Annotated in this window: 22 protein-coding genes, 6 tRNA genes and 1 riboswitch; of the genes, 2 read left to right on the top strand and 26 right to left on the bottom strand. The window is 29.4% G+C overall.

All coding sequences use genetic code 11. From position 1 onward, the window contains the following. Positions 1 to 297: 297 nt before the first annotated feature. Genes CSBG_RS02055 through CSBG_RS02045 form a run of 3 tightly spaced genes read right to left on the bottom strand, consistent with a single transcriptional unit; the run spans position 298 to position 4,181 of the window. Positions 298 to 942, bottom strand: coding sequence for a ComF family protein (locus CSBG_RS02055; RefSeq protein WP_008676634.1), 645 nt, complete (start codon positions 940 to 942; stop codon positions 298 to 300). Next, positions 915 to 1,937, bottom strand: a complete 1,023-nt coding sequence (locus tag CSBG_RS02050; protein ID WP_008676632.1) for a hypothetical protein — start codon at positions 1,935 to 1,937, stop codon at positions 915 to 917. The genes CSBG_RS02055 and CSBG_RS02050 overlap by 28 nt, the downstream gene beginning before the upstream one ends. Positions 1,938 to 1,952: 15 nt before the next feature. Beyond that, on the bottom strand, positions 1,953 to 4,181 hold the full coding sequence (locus CSBG_RS02045) for an ATP-dependent RecD-like DNA helicase (RefSeq protein ID WP_008676630.1): 2,229 nt from the start codon (positions 4,179 to 4,181) through the stop codon (positions 1,953 to 1,955). 284 nt (positions 4,182 to 4,465) lie between these two features. Here CSBG_RS02045 and nagA point away from each other — a divergent pair, with 284 nt between their 5' ends. Next, on the top strand, positions 4,466 to 5,596 hold the full coding sequence (gene nagA / locus CSBG_RS02040) for an N-acetylglucosamine-6-phosphate deacetylase (protein WP_008676629.1): 1,131 nt from the start codon (positions 4,466 to 4,468) through the stop codon (positions 5,594 to 5,596). 72 nt (positions 5,597 to 5,668) lie between these two features. On the opposite strand, the gene metK is transcribed toward nagA, so the two are convergent. The 8 genes from metK to CSBG_RS02000 all read right to left on the bottom strand — a co-directional run bounded on the left by metK (position 5,669) and on the right by CSBG_RS02000 (position 8,704). Further along, positions 5,669 to 6,844, bottom strand: coding sequence for a methionine adenosyltransferase (metK, locus tag CSBG_RS02035; RefSeq protein WP_008676627.1), 1,176 nt, complete (start codon positions 6,842 to 6,844; stop codon positions 5,669 to 5,671). A 98-nt stretch (positions 6,845 to 6,942) separates the two neighbouring features. After that, positions 6,943 to 7,051, bottom strand: a riboswitch (SAM riboswitch). Between the two features lie 150 nt (positions 7,052 to 7,201). Then, positions 7,202 to 7,286: transfer RNA gene (locus CSBG_RS02030), tRNA-Tyr, on the bottom strand. Between the two features lie 8 nt (positions 7,287 to 7,294). After that, positions 7,295 to 7,369, bottom strand: a tRNA-Thr gene (locus tag CSBG_RS02025). A 104-nt stretch (positions 7,370 to 7,473) separates the two neighbouring features. Beyond that, positions 7,474 to 7,549 (bottom strand) — tRNA-Val (locus tag CSBG_RS02020). Positions 7,550 to 7,566: 17 nt separating this feature from the next. Beyond that, positions 7,567 to 7,651 (bottom strand) — tRNA-Tyr (locus CSBG_RS02015). A gap of 6 nt (positions 7,652 to 7,657) precedes the next feature. Next, a tRNA-Thr gene (locus tag CSBG_RS02010) sits at positions 7,658 to 7,732 on the bottom strand. A gap of 24 nt (positions 7,733 to 7,756) precedes the next feature. Further along, positions 7,757 to 7,841: transfer RNA gene (locus CSBG_RS02005), tRNA-Tyr, on the bottom strand. A 296-nt stretch (positions 7,842 to 8,137) separates the two neighbouring features. Beyond that, positions 8,138 to 8,704: a hypothetical protein gene (locus CSBG_RS02000; protein ID WP_008676625.1), complete on the bottom strand. Its 567-nt coding sequence runs from the start codon at positions 8,702 to 8,704 to the stop codon at positions 8,138 to 8,140. 110 nt (positions 8,705 to 8,814) lie between these two features. Here CSBG_RS02000 and yyaC point away from each other — a divergent pair, with 110 nt between their 5' ends. Further along, complete coding sequence (yyaC, locus tag CSBG_RS01995) at positions 8,815 to 9,351, top strand: spore protease YyaC (protein ID WP_008676623.1); 537 nt, start codon at positions 8,815 to 8,817, stop codon at positions 9,349 to 9,351. A gap of 53 nt (positions 9,352 to 9,404) precedes the next feature. On the opposite strand, the gene mreB is transcribed toward yyaC, so the two are convergent. From mreB to CSBG_RS01920, 15 genes are all read right to left on the bottom strand, one after another. Next, positions 9,405 to 10,439 (bottom strand): rod shape-determining protein MreB, encoded by a 1,035-nt coding sequence (gene mreB, locus CSBG_RS01990; protein WP_008676621.1) that lies wholly within the window; start codon positions 10,437 to 10,439, stop codon positions 9,405 to 9,407. Positions 10,440 to 10,576: 137 nt separating this feature from the next. Further along, positions 10,577 to 10,828: a sporulation transcriptional regulator SpoIIID gene (gene spoIIID, locus CSBG_RS01985; protein WP_008676619.1), complete on the bottom strand. Its 252-nt coding sequence runs from the start codon at positions 10,826 to 10,828 to the stop codon at positions 10,577 to 10,579. A 94-nt stretch (positions 10,829 to 10,922) separates the two neighbouring features. Beyond that, the gene (locus CSBG_RS01980; RefSeq protein WP_008676618.1) at positions 10,923 to 11,651 is read right to left on the bottom strand and encodes a M23 family metallopeptidase; all 729 of its coding nucleotides are present in this window, start codon (positions 11,649 to 11,651) and stop codon (positions 10,923 to 10,925) included. A 285-nt stretch (positions 11,652 to 11,936) separates the two neighbouring features. After that, entirely contained in the window at positions 11,937 to 12,983 is a 1,047-nt protein-coding gene (gene spoIID, locus CSBG_RS01975; protein WP_008676616.1) for a stage II sporulation protein D, read from the bottom strand. 177 nt (positions 12,984 to 13,160) lie between these two features. Continuing rightward, positions 13,161 to 14,420 (bottom strand): UDP-N-acetylglucosamine 1-carboxyvinyltransferase, encoded by a 1,260-nt coding sequence (gene murA, locus CSBG_RS01970; RefSeq protein ID WP_008676614.1) that lies wholly within the window; start codon positions 14,418 to 14,420, stop codon positions 13,161 to 13,163. A 21-nt stretch (positions 14,421 to 14,441) separates the two neighbouring features. Then, positions 14,442 to 15,089 carry a hypothetical protein gene (locus tag CSBG_RS01965; RefSeq protein ID WP_008676613.1) on the bottom strand — a complete coding sequence of 216 codons (648 nt, stop codon included), beginning with the start codon at positions 15,087 to 15,089 and terminating at the stop codon, positions 14,442 to 14,444. 192 nt (positions 15,090 to 15,281) lie between these two features. Next, positions 15,282 to 15,686, bottom strand: coding sequence for a F0F1 ATP synthase subunit epsilon (locus CSBG_RS01960; protein ID WP_008676612.1), 405 nt, complete (start codon positions 15,684 to 15,686; stop codon positions 15,282 to 15,284). Between the two features lie 11 nt (positions 15,687 to 15,697). Next, complete coding sequence (atpD, locus tag CSBG_RS01955; protein WP_008676611.1) at positions 15,698 to 17,089, bottom strand: F0F1 ATP synthase subunit beta; 1,392 nt, start codon at positions 17,087 to 17,089, stop codon at positions 15,698 to 15,700. 15 nt (positions 17,090 to 17,104) lie between these two features. Next, a complete protein-coding gene (atpG, locus tag CSBG_RS01950; RefSeq protein WP_008676610.1) occupies positions 17,105 to 17,956 on the bottom strand; it encodes an ATP synthase F1 subunit gamma in 852 nt (283 codons plus the stop codon). A 36-nt stretch (positions 17,957 to 17,992) separates the two neighbouring features. Further along, positions 17,993 to 19,507 (bottom strand): F0F1 ATP synthase subunit alpha, encoded by a 1,515-nt coding sequence (atpA, locus tag CSBG_RS01945; protein ID WP_008676609.1) that lies wholly within the window; start codon positions 19,505 to 19,507, stop codon positions 17,993 to 17,995. Positions 19,508 to 19,517: 10 nt separating this feature from the next. Next, positions 19,518 to 20,057 (bottom strand): F0F1 ATP synthase subunit delta, encoded by a 540-nt coding sequence (locus tag CSBG_RS01940; RefSeq protein WP_008676608.1) that lies wholly within the window; start codon positions 20,055 to 20,057, stop codon positions 19,518 to 19,520. Continuing rightward, entirely contained in the window at positions 20,057 to 20,539 is a 483-nt protein-coding gene (locus CSBG_RS01935) for a F0F1 ATP synthase subunit B (RefSeq protein WP_035285569.1), read from the bottom strand. The genes CSBG_RS01940 and CSBG_RS01935 overlap by 1 nt, the downstream gene beginning before the upstream one ends. 39 nt (positions 20,540 to 20,578) lie before the next feature. Beyond that, positions 20,579 to 20,809, bottom strand: coding sequence for an ATP synthase F0 subunit C (gene atpE / locus CSBG_RS01930; RefSeq protein WP_008676605.1), 231 nt, complete (start codon positions 20,807 to 20,809; stop codon positions 20,579 to 20,581). A 74-nt stretch (positions 20,810 to 20,883) separates the two neighbouring features. Then, positions 20,884 to 21,582, bottom strand: coding sequence for a F0F1 ATP synthase subunit A (locus CSBG_RS01925; protein WP_008676604.1), 699 nt, complete (start codon positions 21,580 to 21,582; stop codon positions 20,884 to 20,886). Then, positions 21,583 to 21,945, bottom strand: a complete 363-nt coding sequence (locus CSBG_RS01920) for an ATP synthase subunit I (RefSeq protein ID WP_008676603.1) — start codon at positions 21,943 to 21,945, stop codon at positions 21,583 to 21,585. Between the last annotated feature and the right edge of the window lie 619 nt (positions 21,946 to 22,564).

Raw genomic sequence — 22,564 nt, 5'->3', positions numbered from 1 at the left:
TTTTAATTTTAATAAATTTTAAATCTTTTATTCTTACATATATAAAAAATAGCCACTAGTAAATACTAATGGCTATTTTTTCGTAAAGTTAGCTGACCTGGATTTTGACCCCACACTCGCCTACTGGAGCTTTTGCTACTCGGAATTAACCTCTCACTACTAACCCTCTCAATTTTCTTGGTAGGACTTACTTCTATACCGCACCATGCTCATTAGGAATTTTTCCAAACTTACGTGGATCGTTTTGCCTGCGACTGGCATCGACTTTCATCCACAGACCTAAACTTTACATTATTATTATATATAACTTTTTGCAACTGTCAATATTTTTATCGAATTAGCTCCACTTTTTTTTAGTAGTTTTTCACATTCAAGTAGCGTCGCACCTGTTGTTATTACATCATCAATTAAAATTATATTTTTATCTTTTATATTTTTATTGCTTTTAATTCCAAAAGCACCTTCTATATTTTTAAATCTATCTTCTTTTGATAAAGTTTTTTGCTCTTTTATATTTTTCACTTTAATTATGTCACTATATATTGGTATATTTAATGTTCTACTTATCTTTTGCGCCATAAACTCACATTGATTAAATCCTCTATCTTTTAAAGCTTTTTTACTGCTAGGAATAAATAATATTGCATCTACATCAATATTATTTTCATTTATTAACTCACATAAATAATCTGCCAATATATTGCCAGCTAAAAAATTTTTATTGTATTTAAATTCAAGTATTAATTTCTTCATTACTCCACTATAATATCCATATGATAATATCTTAGATTCTTCTTTTACTCTCATTATCTTACTTTTACATATTGGACATACACCTATGACTTCATTATCACAGGTAATACATTTATTTTTAGGTGGATATATTATATCTAGTAACTCATCTATAATCTCTCTTAATAGTTTAATAAGCCCTTTTCCCATATTTCCTTGTTATATCCCCTTGTTATTTCTTTAGCCAAGTCCATATCCTCTGATATTTCCTTACCAACTAGAATTACTTCTCCTGTTTTATTTCCCTTTACATTTTTTCCAACCTCAGCACAAAAGTATATTATTTTTTTATAACTATAAAATATTTCATCAGAAAATAATGCAACTATATCTATATCCTCTGAATCTATTTTATATTCCCTAACATTATTCGTAATTACAAAAACGCTTTTATTTTTTAATTTATATAAAGAATCTATTTTTTTTATATTTTCGCCTCTAAAAAATTTAACTATCTTTATATCCTTAATCTTTAGTTCTTTTGTATAATAATCAAATAACTTATTAATCTTTTCTTCATTAGGTACATATATAATAACCTTTCGATTATTACTTTTAAACCACATTAAATAATCATATAGTGTATAAGGCATATCTTCATCTAACTTTACTCTAGTTGTAATTATTCTCGGCTCTACAAAAGGTATGTTTCTAGTTAAGTCCGAAACTGATATACATCTACCCATGTTAACTATTCTTTCTACAGAAAATATTATCATCCTTCTACTACATAAATATAAATATTCAATAGATTGCCTAAGCTCTTCTTTTGAACTAAGCGAGTATAAACTTATATCGTCAATTATACATAACTCATAACAATTACTTATTTTATTAACATTTTTAAAATTTACAAAAACTAAATCCTCATTTCCTTCTTCTTCCTCAATATATGAATATTTAAATTTGTAATTATTATTTTTTAAATCCTCTATTATTTCTTTATTAAAATCTGTTCCCGCCCACACATATAATACTTTTTTATTTTGTTCTAGTATTGACTTTATTAACGGTAAAAATATAAATGTACTATTATATGGACTAGTTATTACAGTTAGTATTTTAGATTGCTTATTATACCATTTATTTATCTTAGATGTACAATTATTAAACTCTTTTAGGTTTATTAATTTTTTATCTAACATTTAACCTCTCCTCATTTATTCACTAAACACATCTTGACTTGTAATATCTATTATTCTATCTCTAAGTGAAGAATATCTCTCCATACTTCTTGTATTAGATACCATATATTTTAAAGCCTTTGGAATACCAACAACAACTACAAGTTCTTTTGCTCTAGTTATAGCTGTATATAATAAATTTTTATTCATTAATAGTGGTGAACCCATAAATGCTGGAGTAATTATTACCTTAAACTCACTTCCTTGACTTTTATGTATAGTAATTGCGTATGCTAACTCTAGTTCATCCAAATATATGTAATCATAAACTACTTTTCTTTCATCATCAAAGATTATAGTAATTGTCTTCTCTTCTTCATTTATGCTTTGAATAAAGCCCATATCTCCATTAAATACCCCTACACCTTCATTTTCTCCACTTCCATTAACTCTAATCCATTTTAAAGAATAATTATTTTTAGTTTGCATTACTTTGTCACCTTCTCTAAAAATAACTTCTTTCAACTCTTTTTCTCTCTTGCTAGGGGATTTAGGATTCAAAACTTCTTGAAGTTTATTATTCAAATTTTGCACACCTAATATCCCTTTTCTTGTAGGTGTTAATATTTGAATATCTCTATACTTATCCCATGCTTTTTTAAAGTTAGGTAGCCTTCTATTTATTAAATCTATTATTGTAGATAATATTAAATCCACATTGTCTTTATTTTCAAAAAAGAAGTCACCATCTCTTCTATTTATATACGGCATTTCACCATTATTAATTTTATGTGCATTCGTTACAATAAGACTTTCTTCTCCTTGCCTAAAAATATCCTTAAGTCTTACTACTTTTATAAAATTACTTTCTATTAAGTCCTTTAATACATTTCCTGCACCAACTGATGGTAATTGATCTACATCACCAACTATTATTAATCTTGTTCCAAGCTTTATTGCTTTAAGCAAACTATGCATAAGCATTATATCTATCATAGATGCCTCATCTATGATAATTACGTCAGCCTCTAATGGTTCCGATTCTCCTTTTCCATAATAAGAATTTTCATCTTCACTTACTCCCATTTCTAATAATCTATGAATTGTTTTTGCTTCTCTACCAGTAGATTCAGTCATTCTCTTAGCTGCTCTTCCTGTTGGTGCTCCTAATAAAACCTTCATGCCATTATTTTCATATATTTCTATGATAGATTTTATAATTGTAGTCTTTCCTGTTCCAGGACCTCCAGTTATTATCTCTATACCATTTTCAAAAGCTCCAACAATAGCTTCTCTTTGGGAATTGGCAAATTTAATTTTATTTTTTCTCTCAAAAGTTTCAATTTCAAATTCGACATCTGTATTTATCGTTCTAAAGTTCTCTATACTTAATGTTATTATTTTATTTGTAACACCTAATTCACAATAATAATATGGTAATGAAAACACCGCTTCTATATCATTAATTTTTTCTATTTTTATTTTAGTTTCTAATGCTAAGTTATATAAGTTTTCTTCTACCATTTGACCCGGTACACCTAATATTTTAGATACTTCATCAATTAAATTGTTTTTAGGCATATATGTATTACCCGATGCTGAAAATTGATTCAATATATATCTTATTCCACTTTGTATTCTAAATGGTGAGATAGATTCTATTCCAAGGCTTTTTGCTATTCTATCTGCCGTTATAAATCCTATTCCAGAGATCTCATCGCAAAGAATATAAGGATTTTCTGAAACAATAGCCTTAGCATCTACCCCAAACTTTTTATATATTTTTATGCATTGGTTAGTTGTCATCCCATGACCTTGAAAATATATTATTATATCTTTTAAATCTTTTTGTTCTATATAAGATTCATAAATTATCCTAAATTTCTTTTCACCAATACCTTCAATTTCTTGAAGTCTTTCAATATGATTTTCTAATATATCTAAAGTTTCTTCCTTAAATCTATCAACAATTTTTTTAGCAGTTATTGGACCTATTCCATGAATTATACCTGTACTCAAATATTTTTTAATTCCATCTATGGAATCTGGTAATACTTCTTCATATTCATCTATATTAAACTGACGTCCAAATTGCTTATGAAGAACCCATTGTCCTTTTAACTTAACATGTTGCCCTTCCTTTAAAAAAGGAACTATTCCAACTGCATTTATACAATCTTTATCTATCCTTACCTTTGATACAACATATCCTGTATCATCACTTTTGAATACAATAGATTCTACTATTCCGTTTAGACATTCCATGTTATCTCTCCAAATCTTCTAATAATATTTTAATCTCACTATTTTTATTATATAATTATATCATATATAAGTTGTAATAAAGATTATACATTTATTTAAATCTTACTATAATTAATGTGCTATAATTAAATATATAAGTATACTAACTTATAAAAATAATAAAATTTATATTATTTCAATTTTATACTATATTTGAATACGTTTTATAGCTATTTCTGTTATGTCTAGCTATTAATGTTATAGTTTTTAATTGAGATTTATATTAAAAATATGGAGGTGCTCATATGATAATCAAAAATTGTAACATAGTATATTTTGATAGGATAGAAAAGGGCTCTATCTTAATCGAAGATGGAAAAATTAAAGAAATAAACCCAAATAATATTAATGACTCTGAAGTAATAGATGCAGAAGGACTATATTTATCTCCAGGGTTTATAGATGTTCATATCCATGGTGCAGGTGGGCATGATACAATGGATGGTACTTTTGAGGCAATCAATGAGATTTCTAAAACTATAGTTAAGCATGGAACTACTGCTTTCACACCAACTACAATGACAGTATCAGTAGATGATATAAGAAAATCTATGAAAGTTATAAAAGAAGCCAAGGAAAATGGTACTGATGGTGCTATTGTTCTAGGAGCTCATCTTGAAGGTCCTTTCATTAGTCCAAAAGCTATAGGAGCTCAAAATCCTAATTTCTTAATTTCTCCAACACTTGATAATTTTAATGCTATGGTCGGAGATGCTGAAGATGCCGTTATATCAATTACAATTGCTCCTGAAGTTCCAGGTGCTAAGGAATTAATAAAAGAATTATCAAAAAAAGGAATAGTTTGCTCTATAGGTCATACTAAAGCTACTTATGATGAAGCTATGGAAGGAATTAAATGTGGTTGCTGTCACTCAACTCATTTATTTAATGCAATGACACCATTTGCTCATAGAGAACCTGGAGTTGTAGGTGCTATATTTGATAGCGAGATAACTACAGAAACAATTTCTGATGGTATCCATATATCATATCCATCACTTAGAATAGCTTACAATCAAAAGACAACTGATAAAGTTTTATTAGTCACTGATGCAATGATGGCATGTGCTATGCCTGATGGCATGTATGCATTAGGCGGCCAAGATGTTGTTGTTAAAGATGGAGCTGCAAGACTTTTAAGTGGAAGCTTAGCTGGCTCAATATTAACTTTAGATAAAGCTGTTAGAAATGTATATAAGAACGTTGGTCTTCCACTAAATGAAGCTGTAAAAATGGCAACTTTTAATGCTGCTAGACATTGTAAAGTTGAAGATAGAAAAGGTCTTGTAAAAGAAGGCTATGATGCTGATTTAGTTTTATTTGATGAAGACATAAATATAAAAAATGTTATAGTTGCTGGTAAAGTATTAGTATAAACAAAAATGCTCCAATTTTGAATTGGAGCATTTTTTATTTTAAATATACTTTATCTCTTTTACTTTATTATTTTAAAGATATTTCTTTATTTCTTCTACTTTATTTAAATTTTCCCAAGGTAAATTTAAATCATTTCTTCCAAAATGTCCATATGCAGCTGTTTGCTTATAAATTGGTCTTCTTAATTCTAGATCTCTTATTATAGCACCTGGTCTTAAATCAAATACTTTTTCAACTATTGAAATTATTTCTGCTTCTGATTTCTTTCCAGTTCCAAATGTATCTATTTCTATTGATACTGGTTTAGCTACTCCAATAGCATAAGCTAATTGAATTTCTAATTTATCTGCAACTCCTGCTGCAACTAAATTCTTAGCAACCCATCTGGCTGCATAAGCTGCTGATCTATCAACTTTAGTTGGATCTTTTCCTGAGAAAGCACCACCGCCATGTCTTCCATATCCACCATAAGTATCAACTATTATCTTTCTTCCAGTTAATCCGCTATCTCCTTGTGGACCTCCAACAACAAATCTACCAGTTGGATTTATGTAATACTTAGTAGTATCATCTAATAATTCTGCTGGAACTACAACTTTAATTACATGTTCCATTAAATCTTCTCTTATTTGTTCCTGAGATACATCTTCACTATGTTGTGTTGATATTACAATTGCATCTATTCTTATTACTTTATTATCATCATATTCAACTGTAACTTGAGTCTTTCCATCTGGTCTTAAATATGGTAAAGTTCCGTTCTTTCTCACTTCTGATAATCTTCTTGATAATCTGTGAGCCATTGCTATTGGTAAAGGCATGTATTCTTCTGTTTCATTTGTTGCAAAACCAAACATCATACCTTGGTCTCCAGCCCCAACTGCCTCAACATCATCCTTTTGTCCATCTCTTGATTCTAAAGCTTCATCTACACCCATAGCTATATCGCCTGATTGCTCATCTATTGATGTTAAAACTGAACATGTTTCGCAGTCAAAACCATACTTAGCTCTATCATATCCAATTTCTTTTACTGTTTCTCTAACTAACTTTGGAATATCAACATAACAATTAGTTGATATTTCTCCCATAACTAGTACCATTCCTGTAGTAACAGCTGTTTCACAAGCAACTCTTGCCATAGGATCTTTAGCTAAAATACTATCTAATACTGCATCTGAAATTTGGTCACAAATTTTATCTGGATGCCCTTCTGTAACTGATTCTGATGTAAATAATCTTCTCATTTTCATTTCTCCTTTCATTTTACTTGATATTAATTCTGAATTAATTTATAAAATAAAAAAATCTCTTCGATAAGAAGAGACGTTAAAAATCCTAATCTTTCTTATCTTGCAAAATTACTTTGCAGGAATTGGCACCACACTTAAACTTAATAAAGTAGGTTGCCGGGTTTCATCGGGCCCTTCTCCCTCCACCTCTCTGGATAAGAACTAATATCAAATTTTACTTTTTAGAGTATATCACCTTTAATACTACTAGTCAACTATAAAATATAAATTTATTACATATTTAAATTTCTTAACTAATAAAATATTAGGTTATTTGTAAATATAAAAAAAGACAAGAATCCTTGTCTTTTGTGGTGGGGGAGGACGGATTCGAACCATCGAAACGAAACGTAACAGATTTACAGTCTGCCCCCTTTGGCCACTCGGGAACTCCCCCATATTTATTGGAGCTGGCAATAGGAATCGAACCTACAACCTGCTGATTACAAGTCAGCTGCTCTACCGTTGAGCCATGCCAGCATATTTATTAATGAAATATCTACTTCTCTTCTTTCAGTAGATTGGCTTTTACACTAAATTCAGTTATCACTATACTCTACTTCATTAAGTGTTTAATACCAAAATGGTGGAAACAACAGGGATCGAACCTGTGACCCTCTGCTTGTAAGGCAGATGCTCTCCCAGCTGAGCTATGCTTCCATATCAATGTTATAAAATGGTGGGGGAGGACGGATTCGAACCATCGAAACGAAACGTAACAGATTTACAGTCTGCCCCCTTTGGCCACTCGGGAACTCCCCCATTTTATGGAGCTGGCAATAGGAATCGAACCTACAACCTGCTGATTACAAGTCAGCTGCTCTACCGTTGAGCCATGCCAGCATATTATATTAAATAAATTTTATATGGTGGGGGAGGACGGATTCGAACCATCGAAACGAAACGTAACAGATTTACAGTCTGCCCCCTTTGGCCACTCGGGAACTCCCCCATTAAATTTATTTAATTTCAGTTAAGTAAACATTGTCGTCTCAACTGACAATGATTAGTATATATTTATTGTATCCTAATTTCAAGTGTGATATTCACTTATTTAAAGAGATTATACTTATTTTTTTCTATATTTCTTTAATTTTCTTCTATTTAATACTAATATCACTTTTTTATTGTCTTATATTGTCCTAAAAATAAATTCGTCTAAAGCAATATAATTGTATAGTTATTATTAATAATTGTTTGAATTTTTACTGAGAAAATACATACATATTTTTATCAATACTCAAATCATCAAATTTTTTCTTCAATAATATCTAAATCAATATATCTACTTATGATACTCTTAAACTCTTCATAATCCGATAATGACATTCTCTTTTTTACTAATGAAAATCCTTCTCTTACATTGTCATCATCATATTTATCAGAAAAATGATCATTTATCTTCACTATATCTACTATAGATAAACTTTTTAACATTCTGTCTATTTCTAACTTTTCACTTTCTTCTAGTTCTCCAAACAAATTATTTTCAATATCGCTTTGCTTTATTGATAGCCCTTCTATTTCATTTTCACCAGTTATTATATTTTCATTAGAATTACTACTATTACTCATATTAGATTTTTCTTTAATATTAATGCTATTTTTATTACTATCTATTTTCTTCTTATTCAGATTATTTGATATATCTTGCCCATTTGAAACTTCACTACTATTTAAAATTTTTTCAGTAGTAGATCTCATTGAATTACTTATAGCCTCTTCGCTTTTTAATGGCTCCCATACTAATAAATAGTATATAGGTATACTAGCTCCAAGAATTATAGTAATTATATAAAAAAATATTTTTTTCACATTTATTCATCTCCTTTTATTTAATTAATTTCCTCTTTATGTTTTTTTATACATTTTATTATATTTATTAATCTTGGAACATATATTGTATAAGCGGAGGTGAATTTTTAGTGAAGCATAAAGTATTATATAATTCTTATAATTCTCATATTGAAATAGCAAAATTTATCAAAGACTATATTACGAATAATACTGTAATTGTATGTATAGGTACTGATAAGTGCATTGGTGACTGCTTAGGTCCAATGGTTGGTACATTTTTAAAAGAAAAAAATTTTCCTCTTCCAGTGTACGGAACTATAGAATCTCCAATACATGCTCTTAATATAAATAATAGATTAAATGAAATTAATAAATTGCATCCAAAATCTTTAATTATAGGAATAGATGCCTGCTTAGGTGAAGCTAGTTCTATTGGTGAAATACATACCAGAGACTATCCAATACATCCCGGAAAAGGAGTGGGGAAAAACTTACCTGACGTTGGTATAGCTTCTATAATCGGTATTATTGATTCAAGTGAAAATGCTGAGTTTTTTACATCTAGAAGTATTCGTCTACATTTAGTCATGGAAATGTCAAAAATAATTTCAGCTGCCATTATTTATGCATATAATCTTACTCATAACCAAAAGGGGAGTCTTTGAACTCCCCTTTAATAATTTTATATATTTACTATGTATTTAATAATATCTATAGATTACTCAACTAATGTTATTTCATTATCTGAAGAATTTGTATCTATCTTGTCTAAGTATCCTAAAACTTTACCTGTTCCCTCTGCTACTGCTTCTACTGAATTATTCGCAACCTCAACAGTAACCCCAGTTTCATGCTCTATTAGCTTATCTAATCCATCTAATAAAGAACCTCCACCTGTCATTAGTATCCCTCTCTCTATTATATCAGCAGCAAGCTCAGGTGGTGTTTTTTCCAATACAAATTTAACACTATCAACAATTAAGGATACCGATTCTTTTAATGCATATATTATTTCATCTGTTGAGATAGAAAGTTCATCTGGTAACCCAGTAATTAAATTTCGTCCCTTCATATTTGCAGTTAAGCTTCTTGATCCTTTAAACGCTGATCCTATAGTTACTTTTAATTCTTCTGCGGTTTTCTCACCTATCATTATCTTGTACTTATTTCTTACATACTTTATTATTGCATCGTCAAATGTATCCCCAGCTACCTTAATAGATGATCTTACAACAACTCCACCAAGAGATATTACAGCTATATCAGTAGTACCTCCACCAATATCTACAACCATGGATCCACTTGGTCTAGTTATATCTAATCCTGCACCTATTGCTGCAGCTAAAGGTTCTTCTATTAAATGAACTTTTTTGGCTCCAGAGTTTCTTGCCGCATCAATTACTGCTCTCTTTTCAACTTCTGTTGCTTGAGACGGAACACATACCATTACTTTAGGAGCCGTAATCTTACTCTTTCCATACGCCTTTTTAATAAATTCTTTTAACATCTTTTCTGTTATATCATAATCTGATATAACCCCATCTCTTAATGGTCTTACCGCAACTATGTTACCTGGAGTTCTTCCAATCATTTTCCTTGCCTCTTCACCAACTGCAAGTACTTTATTATTATTCTTATTTATTGCGACAACTGATGGCTCTTTTAATATTATTCCTTTACCTTTTGCATAAACTAAAACAGTCGCTGTACCTAAGTCTATTCCTAAATCGCTCCTATTTCTCCAAAACCACATTCCTTGTTCACTCCTACTCTATTCACACTATATAATATTTGAAATCTCTCTTATTTTACAATATTCGCTCTATTTCTTATTATATATGGAATATGGTAATCCTTCAATATATTTGTATTTAATTTTGTAATCAATTACTACTCTGCGGCCTTATATTTCATTTTGGTAGCTTTTCCACCTCTTATGTGTCTTTCAGCTTTATTTAACTCTAGTATTGAATGAGTTTGTTCTGCTATAGCTGGATTTATCTTAGGTAATCTTTCTGTCATATCTTTATGAATAGTACTTTTACTTACTCCAAATACTTTTGCAGTTTTTCTAATTGTATCTTTTGAATCTATAATGTATTTCGCCACTTCTAAAACTCTTTCTTCTATATAATCTTTCAAAATATTACCTCCCTTTGGATAGCTTATTAATACGCGACCATTAAAATTTAATATATTCATCAGCCATTTTAAATTAATGGCTGATGAATGTTTATTATTCTTGATTAAATGTAAAATATGTTGTTGGATCTAAATCTTTTCCATCTACATCTTGAACTTGAATATTTAAATGTTCGCCAAATTCATTATTTGTAAATATTTTAGAACTATCTCCTACAGTTCCTATAACAGTTTCTTCTGTTACTTTATCTCCAACGTTTACCCTTATATCCTTGGATAAATTACAATACTTTGTATATAATCCATTTGCATGGGCAACAACTACATAATTTCCTTCTTCAATTTTGCTTGAAACTTCTTTTACTTCACCTACAGCTGCGGCTTTAACTTCTGTTCCAACGCTAGCTTTTATATCTATTCCTCTAATATTTCTACTGCTTCCATCACTCATAGCTTGTGGCTTTGGATAAGAATATCCTCTTGCAATTGATCCATCTAAAGGATTTGCAAAACTCACTTCTACATTAGTTCCTGTAGAAACATTAACATCTTCTTCTGTAGATGCTATTTCATTTTCTGCTAATACATTATTTTGAGTATTTTCTACTCTATCAGCATTTTGTTTTTGTAAATCTGAAGTTGCTTTATCATCAACATTTAAAGTAAATTCATTTTGTGATTGATTACTTTGTTCTAATGCCTTATTTTTCTTTGTTGTAACAACAGCAACAGTTGCAATTACACATAAGCAAAGGAATAGTACTAAATAAAAGCCCTCCTTTCTGAAAAAGTCTTTTACCTTATCTTTCTTATTTTGGTCCATATCAACACCTCCTTTTTGTATTCTTGCCCGTTCTAATAAATTAATACACTTGAAATTGGATTTATTTACACCAAATTTCTACATTTACCAACATTTCTAGTAACTATATTAAAAATTAGTATTTAATAAGATCAATTAATAAGTTTTAATTTTATTATCTTAAAATAAAAAAGAAGTAAGATATAATGCAATTTCATATAGCCTTATATCTTACTTCCTTATAATATATTTATATTTTAATTATGAATTTTATCTATACTCTTCCTATTTGCTACTAAATAAAATTCAATTAAACTTTACCTCTTTTAACTCAATCCCTGTATAGTAATGCTTCAATATCTCTTCATATCCCTTTCCATCCTTAGCCATAACATTTGCTCCCCATTGACTCATACCAACGCCATGACCGTATCCTTTGCAATTAAATATTATCTTATCACCATTTATAGTAAATTGAAAATTAGTTGAACTTAATCCAAATGCCAATCTAAAATCTGAGCCCTTAACTTTTGCTCCTCCAAATCTTATTTCCTTTACTCCGCCTGCATCACTTCTACCTAAAATTTCTATATCATTTTGTAAATTTTCTTCGCTTATTTTTGCATCTTCATATTTTGAATTTATATTACTTACAAACTTAGAAATATCAAATGAAAACTCACTTGTAAATTTAGGTGCTATTTCTTCTCCCTTACTTTCTGTAGATACTAAATAAGGAACAGCGCTTGAAAATACATCCACAGCATTTTCCGTCATTCCTGAACTTGTAGAGAAAAATTGTGGATATTGTACTAATTCATTATCATATGTTAAAACCATACCTTTTGTTGCATCAACAGCTTCTGATATTTTAGCCCAATATTCATTTCCTTGATCACCCCATTTTTCTAATCGACTTTCTTTAGTTATAAAGACTTGACAGTGAGTAGTATCACATACATCTCCTCCCTTAGCTTCATTGCAAGGTCTAGTTTTTTTTGCTGCTACATATGTTCTTGCAGCTACCGCCTGTGCCTTTAAAGCTTCTGATTCAAAGCTAGCTAGCATTTCACCTGATACTACACTCTTTACATACTCTTCTAAAGGAATTTCTATTATTTTATCTTCCTTTGTCAAATGAACTTTTATAACATCATTTCCTGTTAAAGTTACAAAATTATTTTCTTTTACTTCAGTATTTACATCTGTATTATCTACTTGTGCTTCTTCAAGTGCACTGACTGGAGAAGACTTAATCACAAACATTGGAATTGCAATCATAGATATTAAGACTAGAGCGCTAAAAAAAATAAGAGATATCAACCCTTCTATTGAACTTAATTTATTTTTCAATCACATCGCCTCCTAATTAAATAAATACAATTTAATATATGTGAAAATTCATTAAGTATACTTTATTTTTTATTTTTTATGTTAAGTTATCTTGAACTAATATAAAAAATAAAGAACCTAGATCTAATTCTAAGTTCTTTATTTAGGTGAATATAGCCATATTTATTTAAAATATATTTATCTGTCAACCCTGTATATATTAGCTCCTAAGCCTCTAAACTTTCCTTCTATATTCACATATCCTCTATCTATGTGATATATATCACTAATTTCAGTTTCACCTTGCGCTACTAGTCCAGCTAGTATCATAGCTGCCCCGGCTCTTAAATCTGTGGCTTTTACCTCACAGCCGGTTAGCGATTCAACACCTTCTATTATTGCAGTTCTTCCATCTATTTTTATGCTCGCACCCATTCTTACTAATTCAGCAACATGCATAAACCTATTTTCAAATACAGTTTCTGTTATGATACTTGATCCCTTTGTTACAGCCAATAATGTCATCATTTGAGCTTGCATATCTGTAGGGAATCCAGGATAAGGTAATGTTTTTATATCAACAGGACTCTTTTTTCCTGTTCCATCAACCAACATAACATCCTCTTTTATACTCTTAAATTTTACCCCACATTCTTTTAATTTTTCTATAGTTGGTCTTAACTGTTCTTCATTAGCTCCATTTATAGTAATCTTACTATTTGTTATAGCTGCTGCTACCATGAATGTTCCAGCTTCAACTCTATCATATATTGGTTTATAAGTTACTCCTTTTAATTCTTTGACACCTTCTACAGTTATTTTCCCCATTCCAGCTCCATGAATTTTTGCTCCCATTGAATTTAAAAAGTTAGCTAAATCCCATATTTCTGGTTCTTCAGCTGCATTTTCAATAATCGTTGTACCTTGTGCTAAAACAGATGCCATTAAAATATTTTCAGTTGCACCAACAGATGGAAAATCTAAATATATTCTATTTCCTTTAAGTTTTTTAGCTTTGGCTTCAACAAAACCATGTCCCATTTCAATTTCTGCACCTAAGAGTTTGAATCCTTTTAAATGTAAATCGATGGGCCTACTACCTATGTTGCAGCCTCCTGGCATTGATATTTTACATCTTCCAAATCTAGATAACATAGGTCCCATAATTAAGAAAGATGCTCTCATCTTTCTTATTAGTTCACTATTCATATCTGTTTCTTTAATGCTATCAGTATTTATTTTTAGATCGCCATTTGAGTCATTCTCAATTTGACAATTCATTCCTGATAATAAATCAGTTAAAACTACTACATCTTCTAACATAGGTGCATTTTGAATAATTATATCATTTGGACTTAAAATACTTGCAACTATTATTGGTAAAACAGAATTTTTAGCTAAACTAATATTCACTTCACCATTTAGTTTATTCCCACCTTCAACTATAATTTTTTCCATATTGTCCTCCATAATGAATTGTTAGTATGTTACGAATATCACTGGTGTTCCTATAATTAAATATTCTCCTGTATCATATTTAGTAAATCCCATATTAATTTTATTTCCATCATATAGCTCTGCTTTTCCTACTGACCCATTATGAATATTTAATACTTCCAGAGTTTTCATATCTATATTGTTCTTTAGTGTATCTAAAAGATTCTGCTTTTGGTCTTCTATTATTTTTACCTTTATAAAATTAAAATATTTTATATTTTTTGCTGCAATATTTTGTATTTGTTTTAATTCTTGTTTTAATTGAAAAGTATTAGCATTTTTATCATTATTTATATAAGTAATTTGAACTTTAGTGTCTTCATCATTACTCCATACTACTACCTTTATTTCTTTAATTAAATCTTTATAAACAATGATATTTTCATTAGCTTCTATATCTTGCCCAAAACTTTTTTTAAAATTTTCTTTAAGTAAAGAAAACTCTTTATTAACAGGTTGACCTATACTATATTCCACCTTAATACCATTTTGAATAAAATCACTGTTTTTTATAAATTCAGTTTCCATAAAATCAAAATTATCTGAGTTCGACTCAGATCTAATTGGAACTGCACCAATAATTAATAAAGATAAGCTTAAAACAAACATCAATTTCATAACATTCTTCACAATATCCCCCTACCTTTCTATTTAATTATTGTCCAGTTTATTTTTTTTTATTCAAAATTAATAGCTATAATATAATATATAGATTTAGTTGAAATTTGTGATTAATTGTCACTATTTATACAAATCTAAATTGATTATATAAAAAATAGAGGGATAAAAGAAATTCTATTTCTTTTATCCCTCTATTTAAAGCTAATGATTAATACTTATAGTACTAATTCTTGCATTAGCTCTTGCCAATGCCCTTTTAGCTCTTTCAACATCTATATTTTTATCTTCTTTTAACCTTTTTTCTGCTCTTTCCTTTGACTTTTCTGCCCTATCTACATCTATATCAGATTCTCTCTCTACAGCATCACAGCAAAACTTTAATTCATTATCTTTTAAATAAATTATTCCTGATGATGTAAATATTCTTTCTTTCATAGTTCCATTTATTATTAATGTAGTAGTTGGAATAGTACTTAATATTATAGGAGCATGATTTGCTTTGAATTCAATTTCACCATCTTTAGTCAACGTAATTAAACTTTCAGCTTCTAATTTTAAAGGTTCTTTTCCTGGGGCGATTATACTTATATTAAAAGTTTTACTCATAATTCCATCCCCTATCTTAAGGTCTTAGCTTTTTCTATAGCTTCTTCTATAGATCCTACAAATAAGAATGCTGATTCAGGTAGATCATCATGCTTACCATCTAAAATTTCCTTGAATCCCCTTACAGTTTCTTTTACCGGTACATATCTTCCTTGCATACCTGTAAATTGTTCTGCTACTGTAAATGGTTGTGATAAAAACCTTTGAACTCTTCTTGCTCTAGCAACTACTTTTTTATCTTCATCTGATAATTCGTCTACTCCAAGAATTGCAATTATATCTTGTAATTCCTTATATCTTTCTAGGATATTCTTTACCTCTGTAGCTACATCATAATGTTCTCTTCCAACCACTCTTGGATCTAATATTCTTGAGTTTGATTCTAACGGGTCAACTGCTGGATATATTCCAAGTTCAGCTATACTTCTTGATAAAACTGTTGTTGCATCAAGGTGAGTAAATGTTGTAGCTGGTGCTGGGTCTGTAAGGTCATCTGCTGGAACATATACTGCTTGAACAGATGTGATTGATCCATTCTTTGTTGATGTTATTCTTTCTTGAAGTGCTCCCATTTCAGTTGCAAGAGTTGGTTGATATCCAACTGCTGAAGGAATTCTTCCTAATAACGCAGAAACTTCTGATCCCGCTTGAGTAAATCTAAATATATTATCTATAAATAAAAGAACGTCTTGACCTTGATCTCTAAAATATTCAGCCATAGTTAATCCAGTTAATGAAACTCTCATTCTTGCTCCTGGTGATTCATTCATTTGTCCAAATACTAAAGCTGTCTTATCTATAACCCCTGACTCTTTCATTTCATAATATAAGTCGTTACCTTCTCTTGACCTTTCTCCAACTCCTGTAAATACAGAAAGACCACCATGCTCTTTTGCTATATTATTTATTAATTCTTGTATAAGAACTGTTTTACCAACTCCAGCTCCTCCAAATAGTCCTATCTTTCCACCCTTTTGATATGGAGCTAATAAATCTATAACTTTTATTCCTGTTTCAAACATTTGTGGCTCTAAAGATTGCTCCTTAAAACTTGGTGCTGGTCTATGAATTGGGTACATCTCTTTAATTTCTACATCTCCAGCATTATCAATAGGATGCCCAAGAACATTAAATACTCTTCCTAATACCTCTCTACCAACTGGAACAGATATACATCTTCCCATATCAGTAGCCTTCATTCCTCTTTTTAATCCATCAGTAGATTCCATAGCTATAGTTCTAACAATGTCATCTCCCATATGCTGTTCAACTTCAACTATCAGTAGTTTTTCTCCCATATCTATTCTAATTTCATTATAGATATTAGGTAAAGCATCTGAATCAAATTTTATATCTACTACTGGTCCAATTACTTGAACTACTTTTCCTACTCTTTCAGGCATAGTAATACCTCCTTACTATTTTTGAGCTTCTGCGCCTCCTACAATCTCTGATATCTCTTGTGTTATCATTCCTTGTCTTATTCTATTGTACTTAAGGTTTAAAGATTGTAATATGTCATTAGCATTTTGTGTTGCTCCGTCCATAGCAGTCATTCTAGCATTTTGTTCGCTAACTTTTGAATGCAGCATAGCTCTTCTTAATTTACTCTTAAAATATACATCTAAACTTGAATTTAAAACCTCTTCTAAACTAGGTTCAATTAATAATTGTTCTGACTTTTTATTTTCTATATCCATTGGAAATAATCTTTCTATCTTTACTTCTTGCTTTATAGGAGATTTAAATTCTGTGAAAACTATATTAACTTCACCTATTTCTCCAGTTTTAAACATATATAAAGCATCATCGTATATAGATCTTACTTCTTTTATTGTAGGTATATCTGGAATTTCTACATATTCTCTAACTGTATCAAATCCATATTTCTTCATATAAGAAATTCCCTTACTTCCTGCAACAACTATTCTAGCTGATCCTTTATCTTTGATCATTTCATTCATACTACTAGCTATATTTCCATTGAAGCCTCCACAAAGACCTGTATCAGAAGCTATAACAATATATAGTTTATCTAAATCTTTAGAAGCTTTCTTAAAGAAAGAACTCTCATAGTCTTCTGGTAATGCTGACATTAAATTAATTAATATCTCTTCACATAATTTATAGTATTCTTCATTATCATTAAGCTCTTTCCTTGCTTTTCTAAGTTTAGAAGTGGCTACAAGATTCATAGCTTTTGTTATCTTTCTTGTACTTTCAACCGACTTTATTCTTCTTTTTATTTCTATAAGTCCTGCTGATCCCAAATTTCCACCTCCTAAAGAAGTGCATAGCTATTTAAGCTATGCATCTTGTAAGAATAATTTCTTAAACTCTACAATAGAGTTTTCTAATTCTGTCTTTATTTCATCTGTTAATGATTTTACATCTACTATTTTCTTTAATAATTCTCTATGGTGAGTATCCATATATTCTAAAAGTTCTTTCTCAAACTTTCTAACATCTATAACTTTAATATCAGATAAGAAGTCTTTTACTATTGCATATAAAATTACAATTTGTTTTTCTACTGCCATAGGTGAGTATTGATCTTGTTTTAATACTTCAACTAGTCTCTTACCTTTTTCAAGTCTCTTCTTAGAATCTTTATCTAAATCTGAACCAAATTGAGCAAAAGATTCAAGTTCTCTATATTGAGCTAACTCAAGTCTTAAAGTTCCTGAAACTTGTTTCATTGCTTTAATTTGAGCATTTCCACCAACTCTTGATACTGATATACCAGCGTTAACTGCTGGTCTTTGTCCAGAATGGAATAAATCAGATTCTAAGAATATTTGACCATCTGTTATTGATATAACGTTAGTTGGTATATAAGCAGTTACATCTCCAGCCAATGTTTCTATTATTGGAAGAGCTGTTAATGATCCTCCACCATTTTCTTTAGATAGCTTTGCAGCTCTTTCTAAAAGTCTTGAATGAATATAGAAAACATCTCCTGGATAAGCTTCTCTACCTGGTGGTCTCCTAAGTAGTAGTGACATTGTTCTATAAGCTACTGCATGTTTAGAAAGATCATCATATATTATAAGTACATCTTTTCCTTGATGCATAAAATATTCACCCATACTACATCCTGCATAAGGTGCTAAATATTGCAATGGTGCTGATTCAGACGCTGTACCACTTACAACTATTGAATAATCTAAGGCACCAAATTCTTCTAAAGTATTTACGATATTTGCAACTGTTGATTGTTTTTGTCCAATAGCAACATATATACAAATTACATCTTTGCCTTTTTGATTTAAAATTGTATCTAGGGCTATAGCAGTCTTACCTGTTTGTCTATCACCAATTATAAGTTCTCTTTGTCCTTTACCTATAGGAATCATGGAGTCTATTGCTTTAATTCCTGTTTGTAAAGGTTCGTTAACTGAACTTCTATCTATAATACTAGGAGCTGGAACTTCTATTGGTCTATAACCAGAGTTATTTATTGGTCCCTTTCCATCTATAGGGTCTCCTAATGAGTTAACTACTCTTCCTAATAATGCTTCACCTACTGGTACTTCAACTATTTTATTAGTTCTTTTAACTATATCGCCTTCTCTAATTCCTTCTTCTGATCCTAAAAGAACACACCCTACGTTATCTTGCTCTAGGTTTAGAGCCATACCATAAACATTATTAGGGAATTCTAATAATTCACCTTCCATACAATCATCTAATCCATAAACTCTTGCTATACCATCACCAATTTGGATTATAGTACCTGAATCTACAGTTTTTATTTCTTTTTCATATCTTTCTATTTCCTTTTTGATTATGGAAGTTATTTCTTCAGGCTTAATATTCATACCTTCACCTCTATTCTGTTCTAAGCATTAAATCTTTTAGTTCATCTAATTTAGATTTAACCGTTCCATCTATAACATCATTATTAACTCTTACATATATTCCTCCAAGAATATTTTCATCAATAATTTGCTCTAATATAATGTTTTTATTATACTTTTCTTCTAATGTTTCTATCAAATTATTGAACTCTTCTTGAGTTAAAGGAACTGTAGTTTTTACAATACCATTTAAAGTATTTTTTCGCTCTAAATCAATTTTTTCCATTTCTTTAAGCTTTTCTTTTAAATAAAGTATTCTATCTTTCTCTATAAGAATTAATAAAAATGATAATAATTCCTCGTCTATATGTCCTTTAAAAATATTTATAAAAGTTCTTTTTTTCTTTTTAGTACTAATTTGAGGGTGCTTAATTACTTCGTAGAATTCCTTATTTGTTTCTATAAGATTACAAATTTCTCGTAAGTCTTGTAGATACTGTTGAACTTTCCCTTTTTGTTCAGCCACTTCATATAGAGCTAATGCATATCTACGGTCTAAATATTCATACATTATGAATTACCTACCTTAGTTATAAATTCTCCAATTAACTCTCTATTTTTTTCTTCATCTATATTTTTTTCTATAACCTTTTTAGAAAGTTCAATAGCTAAATCTATAGCTTCCTTCTTTAATTGATATTCTACTTTTTCTTTTTCTCTATTTATTTCAACCTTAGCTCTTTCTAAGATTATTTTAGCTTCTTGATTAGCTTCTTCAACTATTTCATCATATATCTTTTCAGCTTTTTGCTTATGTCTTTCTGTAATTAACTTCCCTTCTTCTCTAGCATTTTTTAATACTCTTTCATTTTCTATAGCCAGTATTCTAGCCTTTTCAGCCTCTTCTTCAGCATTATCTAATTGTTCATTAATCAGATTTTCCCTTTCATCAATAATAGCCTTAACTTTATCGAAAAAGAAATACTTTAGAATTGCAAAAAGAATAATAAAGTTAATTATAGTGGCTATAAGGGTACTAGGGTTTATTTCCATTAACATATATTATTGCCTCCCTTCTGGAGCCCTAAGACACTATTTTACTCCAACGAATATTAAAAGGATTGATACTAATAAACCGTAAATAGCAGTTGCTTCTGCGAAAGCTGATCCAAGCATTAATGCAGTAGTTATCTTACCACTTGCTTCTGGTTGTCTTGATATTCCTTCTACAGCTTTAGCTGTTGCATTTCCTATTCCAATTGCAGCTCCTATACCTACTAATACAGCTATAGCTGCTCCTAATGCTCTCATTGATATTTCCATAATAAAATCCTCCTTTAATATAAAACAAAATAATAATTATATAATTGATAAATTAATATAATACTTAATTAAATTTAATGTTCTGTATGTCCTGAATGCTCTGCTATCATTTTGATATTTATCATGGTTAACATTATAAAAATTATTGTTTGAATACCACCATCAAAAATATCAAAATACGCATGTAAAGGCACAGGTATTCCTATTTGAGCTATAAATCCTATATGATTTAGTGCTTCATAACATAACTCTACTAAGAATGTAGCTGCAAGTATATTACCGAATAATCTCAGCGCTAATGATACAGGAAGCATTATTCTTTCTAATATATTTATTGGTGTAATTATAGCAAGGGGGAACGTATATCCTCCAAAATAACTTTTTAAACCGTACTTTCGAATTGTATAAAACTGTACCATATAAAAAGTTATTAAAGCTAATGCTACTGTTACACTAAAGTTTTTGGTAGGTACAGGTAGTCCTATCAGTCCAGTAAAATTCATAAATAATAAAAACACTGCTAAACTTCCTATAAAAGGAATAATGTCTAAAAATTCCTCTCCCATATTTGCTGTAACTACATTTTTTAGCATAGTGTATATAGATTCCACTACAGCTTGTTTTTTATTAGGCCTAAGCTTCATATTTCTTGTTGCCCATATAGCAATAATAGCTATTAATACAATAGTTATCCACTGCATTACCACTTCAGGAACTATTTCAAGTTTAATAGGTCCAATAGCGTAAGACCAAATAGGTTCTAGTGGTTCCACCTAATCACTTCCTTTCCCTGTTCTTATCGAATAGAATACAATAAAAATAAAATGTGATAAATATCCTATAAGATATGCCATTAGTTGTATTAAGTTATTTAAAAATGGCAATGCTATAATAATGATAGTAGCTATTCTTATAATATAACTAAAAGCTAATAATGTTTTTTTATTATTACTTAAAGAGTATTCTAAAATTAAGCCACTAGCTATTGTATTTAATAATGATATCATTAAACCTAATAAAAAAATAAGCGCCACTTTTAAATTAATCAGAAGGGATACTATAAGTACAAAAATGAATCCTGCTATTAAATCATATTTTACCAACTTAAATATTAACTTATTCATTTCTCTACTCATTTTATCCTCACCCCCAACTAACTCTTGTTATTATAGTACTCTGAAAACATTAATGAAAATCTTATTTTAATTCATTTAACTCATTTAATCTTTATATTTGATGATTTAATGAGTTTATTGCTATTTTACTTAAGTAACTTCACTTTTATTTCTATTTTCTTCATATATAGTAATATTAAAGGAATGTTATTCATTTTTCAGAATTATTTTAATATTCTTTATATAGATTTTTGCTATTGATATCATTTTCATACAAACTTTTTTATATTTTATTTCCATAATATGTATTTAAGAATGATTTTTATAAGCTTTTATAAACTTTTAAAATAATTAATTGTCTATTATTATTTAAAAAAATGAATAAACATTTATTTGATTATTCATTTTTTTATTTTGTTCTTTTTTAGTTTTTTATAAGCTTTTATAATATGCACTTTTTTATTCAAAGCAACTATTTTATAAGTTTTTAATAATCCTATTTTTAACTCATTTAACCATCATAAGAGTTCTTAATTAAGACATCTACATTCTATTTATTATTTCTCCTTATATAATATTATTATCTATTACTATTTTAATAATTCATATAAATATAAAAACTCTTGATATATCATCAAGA

The organism is Clostridium sp. 7_2_43FAA (assembly GCF_000158375.2).
Classification (GTDB): Bacteria; Bacillota; Clostridia; order Clostridiales; family Clostridiaceae; genus Clostridium; species Clostridium tertium.
Note: the sequence above shows the minus strand (reverse complement) of the source record. Positions and strands in the feature narration are given on the sequence as shown.

What these genes read in the sequence shown, in the direction of transcription:
- mreB (WP_008676621.1), bottom strand. Translation starts at nt 10,439, where the DNA reads ATGTGGTTTTGGAGAAATAGGAGCGATTTAGGAATAGACTTAGGTACA.
- CSBG_RS01980 (WP_008676618.1), bottom strand. Translation starts at nt 11,651, where the DNA reads ATGGACCAAAATAAGAAAGATAAGGTAAAAGACTTTTTCAGAAAGGAG.
- CSBG_RS01920 (WP_008676603.1), bottom strand. Translation starts at nt 21,945, where the DNA reads ATGAGTAGAGAAATGAATAAGTTAATATTTAAGTTGGTAAAATATGAT.
- CSBG_RS01935 (WP_035285569.1), bottom strand. Translation starts at nt 20,539, where the DNA reads ATGGAAATAAACCCTAGTACCCTTATAGCCACTATAATTAACTTTATT.
- metK (WP_008676627.1), bottom strand. Translation starts at nt 6,844, where the DNA reads ATGAGAAGATTATTTACATCAGAATCAGTTACAGAAGGGCATCCAGAT.
- atpD (WP_008676611.1), bottom strand. Translation starts at nt 17,089, where the DNA reads ATGCCTGAAAGAGTAGGAAAAGTAGTTCAAGTAATTGGACCAGTAGTA.
- CSBG_RS02055 (WP_008676634.1), bottom strand. Translation starts at nt 942, where the DNA reads ATGGGAAAAGGGCTTATTAAACTATTAAGAGAGATTATAGATGAGTTA.
- CSBG_RS01960 (WP_008676612.1), bottom strand. Translation starts at nt 15,686, where the DNA reads ATGAGTAAAACTTTTAATATAAGTATAATCGCCCCAGGAAAAGAACCT.
- CSBG_RS02045 (WP_008676630.1), bottom strand. Translation starts at nt 4,181, where the DNA reads ATGGAATGTCTAAACGGAATAGTAGAATCTATTGTATTCAAAAGTGAT.
- atpE (WP_008676605.1), bottom strand. Translation starts at nt 20,809, where the DNA reads ATGGAAATATCAATGAGAGCATTAGGAGCAGCTATAGCTGTATTAGTA.
- murA (WP_008676614.1), bottom strand. Translation starts at nt 14,420, where the DNA reads ATGGAAAAAATTATAGTTGAAGGTGGGAATAAACTAAATGGTGAAGTG.
- CSBG_RS01940 (WP_008676608.1), bottom strand. Translation starts at nt 20,057, where the DNA reads ATGTATGAATATTTAGACCGTAGATATGCATTAGCTCTATATGAAGTG.
- CSBG_RS02050 (WP_008676632.1), bottom strand. Translation starts at nt 1,937, where the DNA reads ATGTTAGATAAAAAATTAATAAACCTAAAAGAGTTTAATAATTGTACA.
- nagA (WP_008676629.1), top strand. Translation starts at nt 4,466, where the DNA reads ATGATAATCAAAAATTGTAACATAGTATATTTTGATAGGATAGAAAAG.
- atpA (WP_008676609.1), bottom strand. Translation starts at nt 19,507, where the DNA reads ATGAATATTAAGCCTGAAGAAATAACTTCCATAATCAAAAAGGAAATA.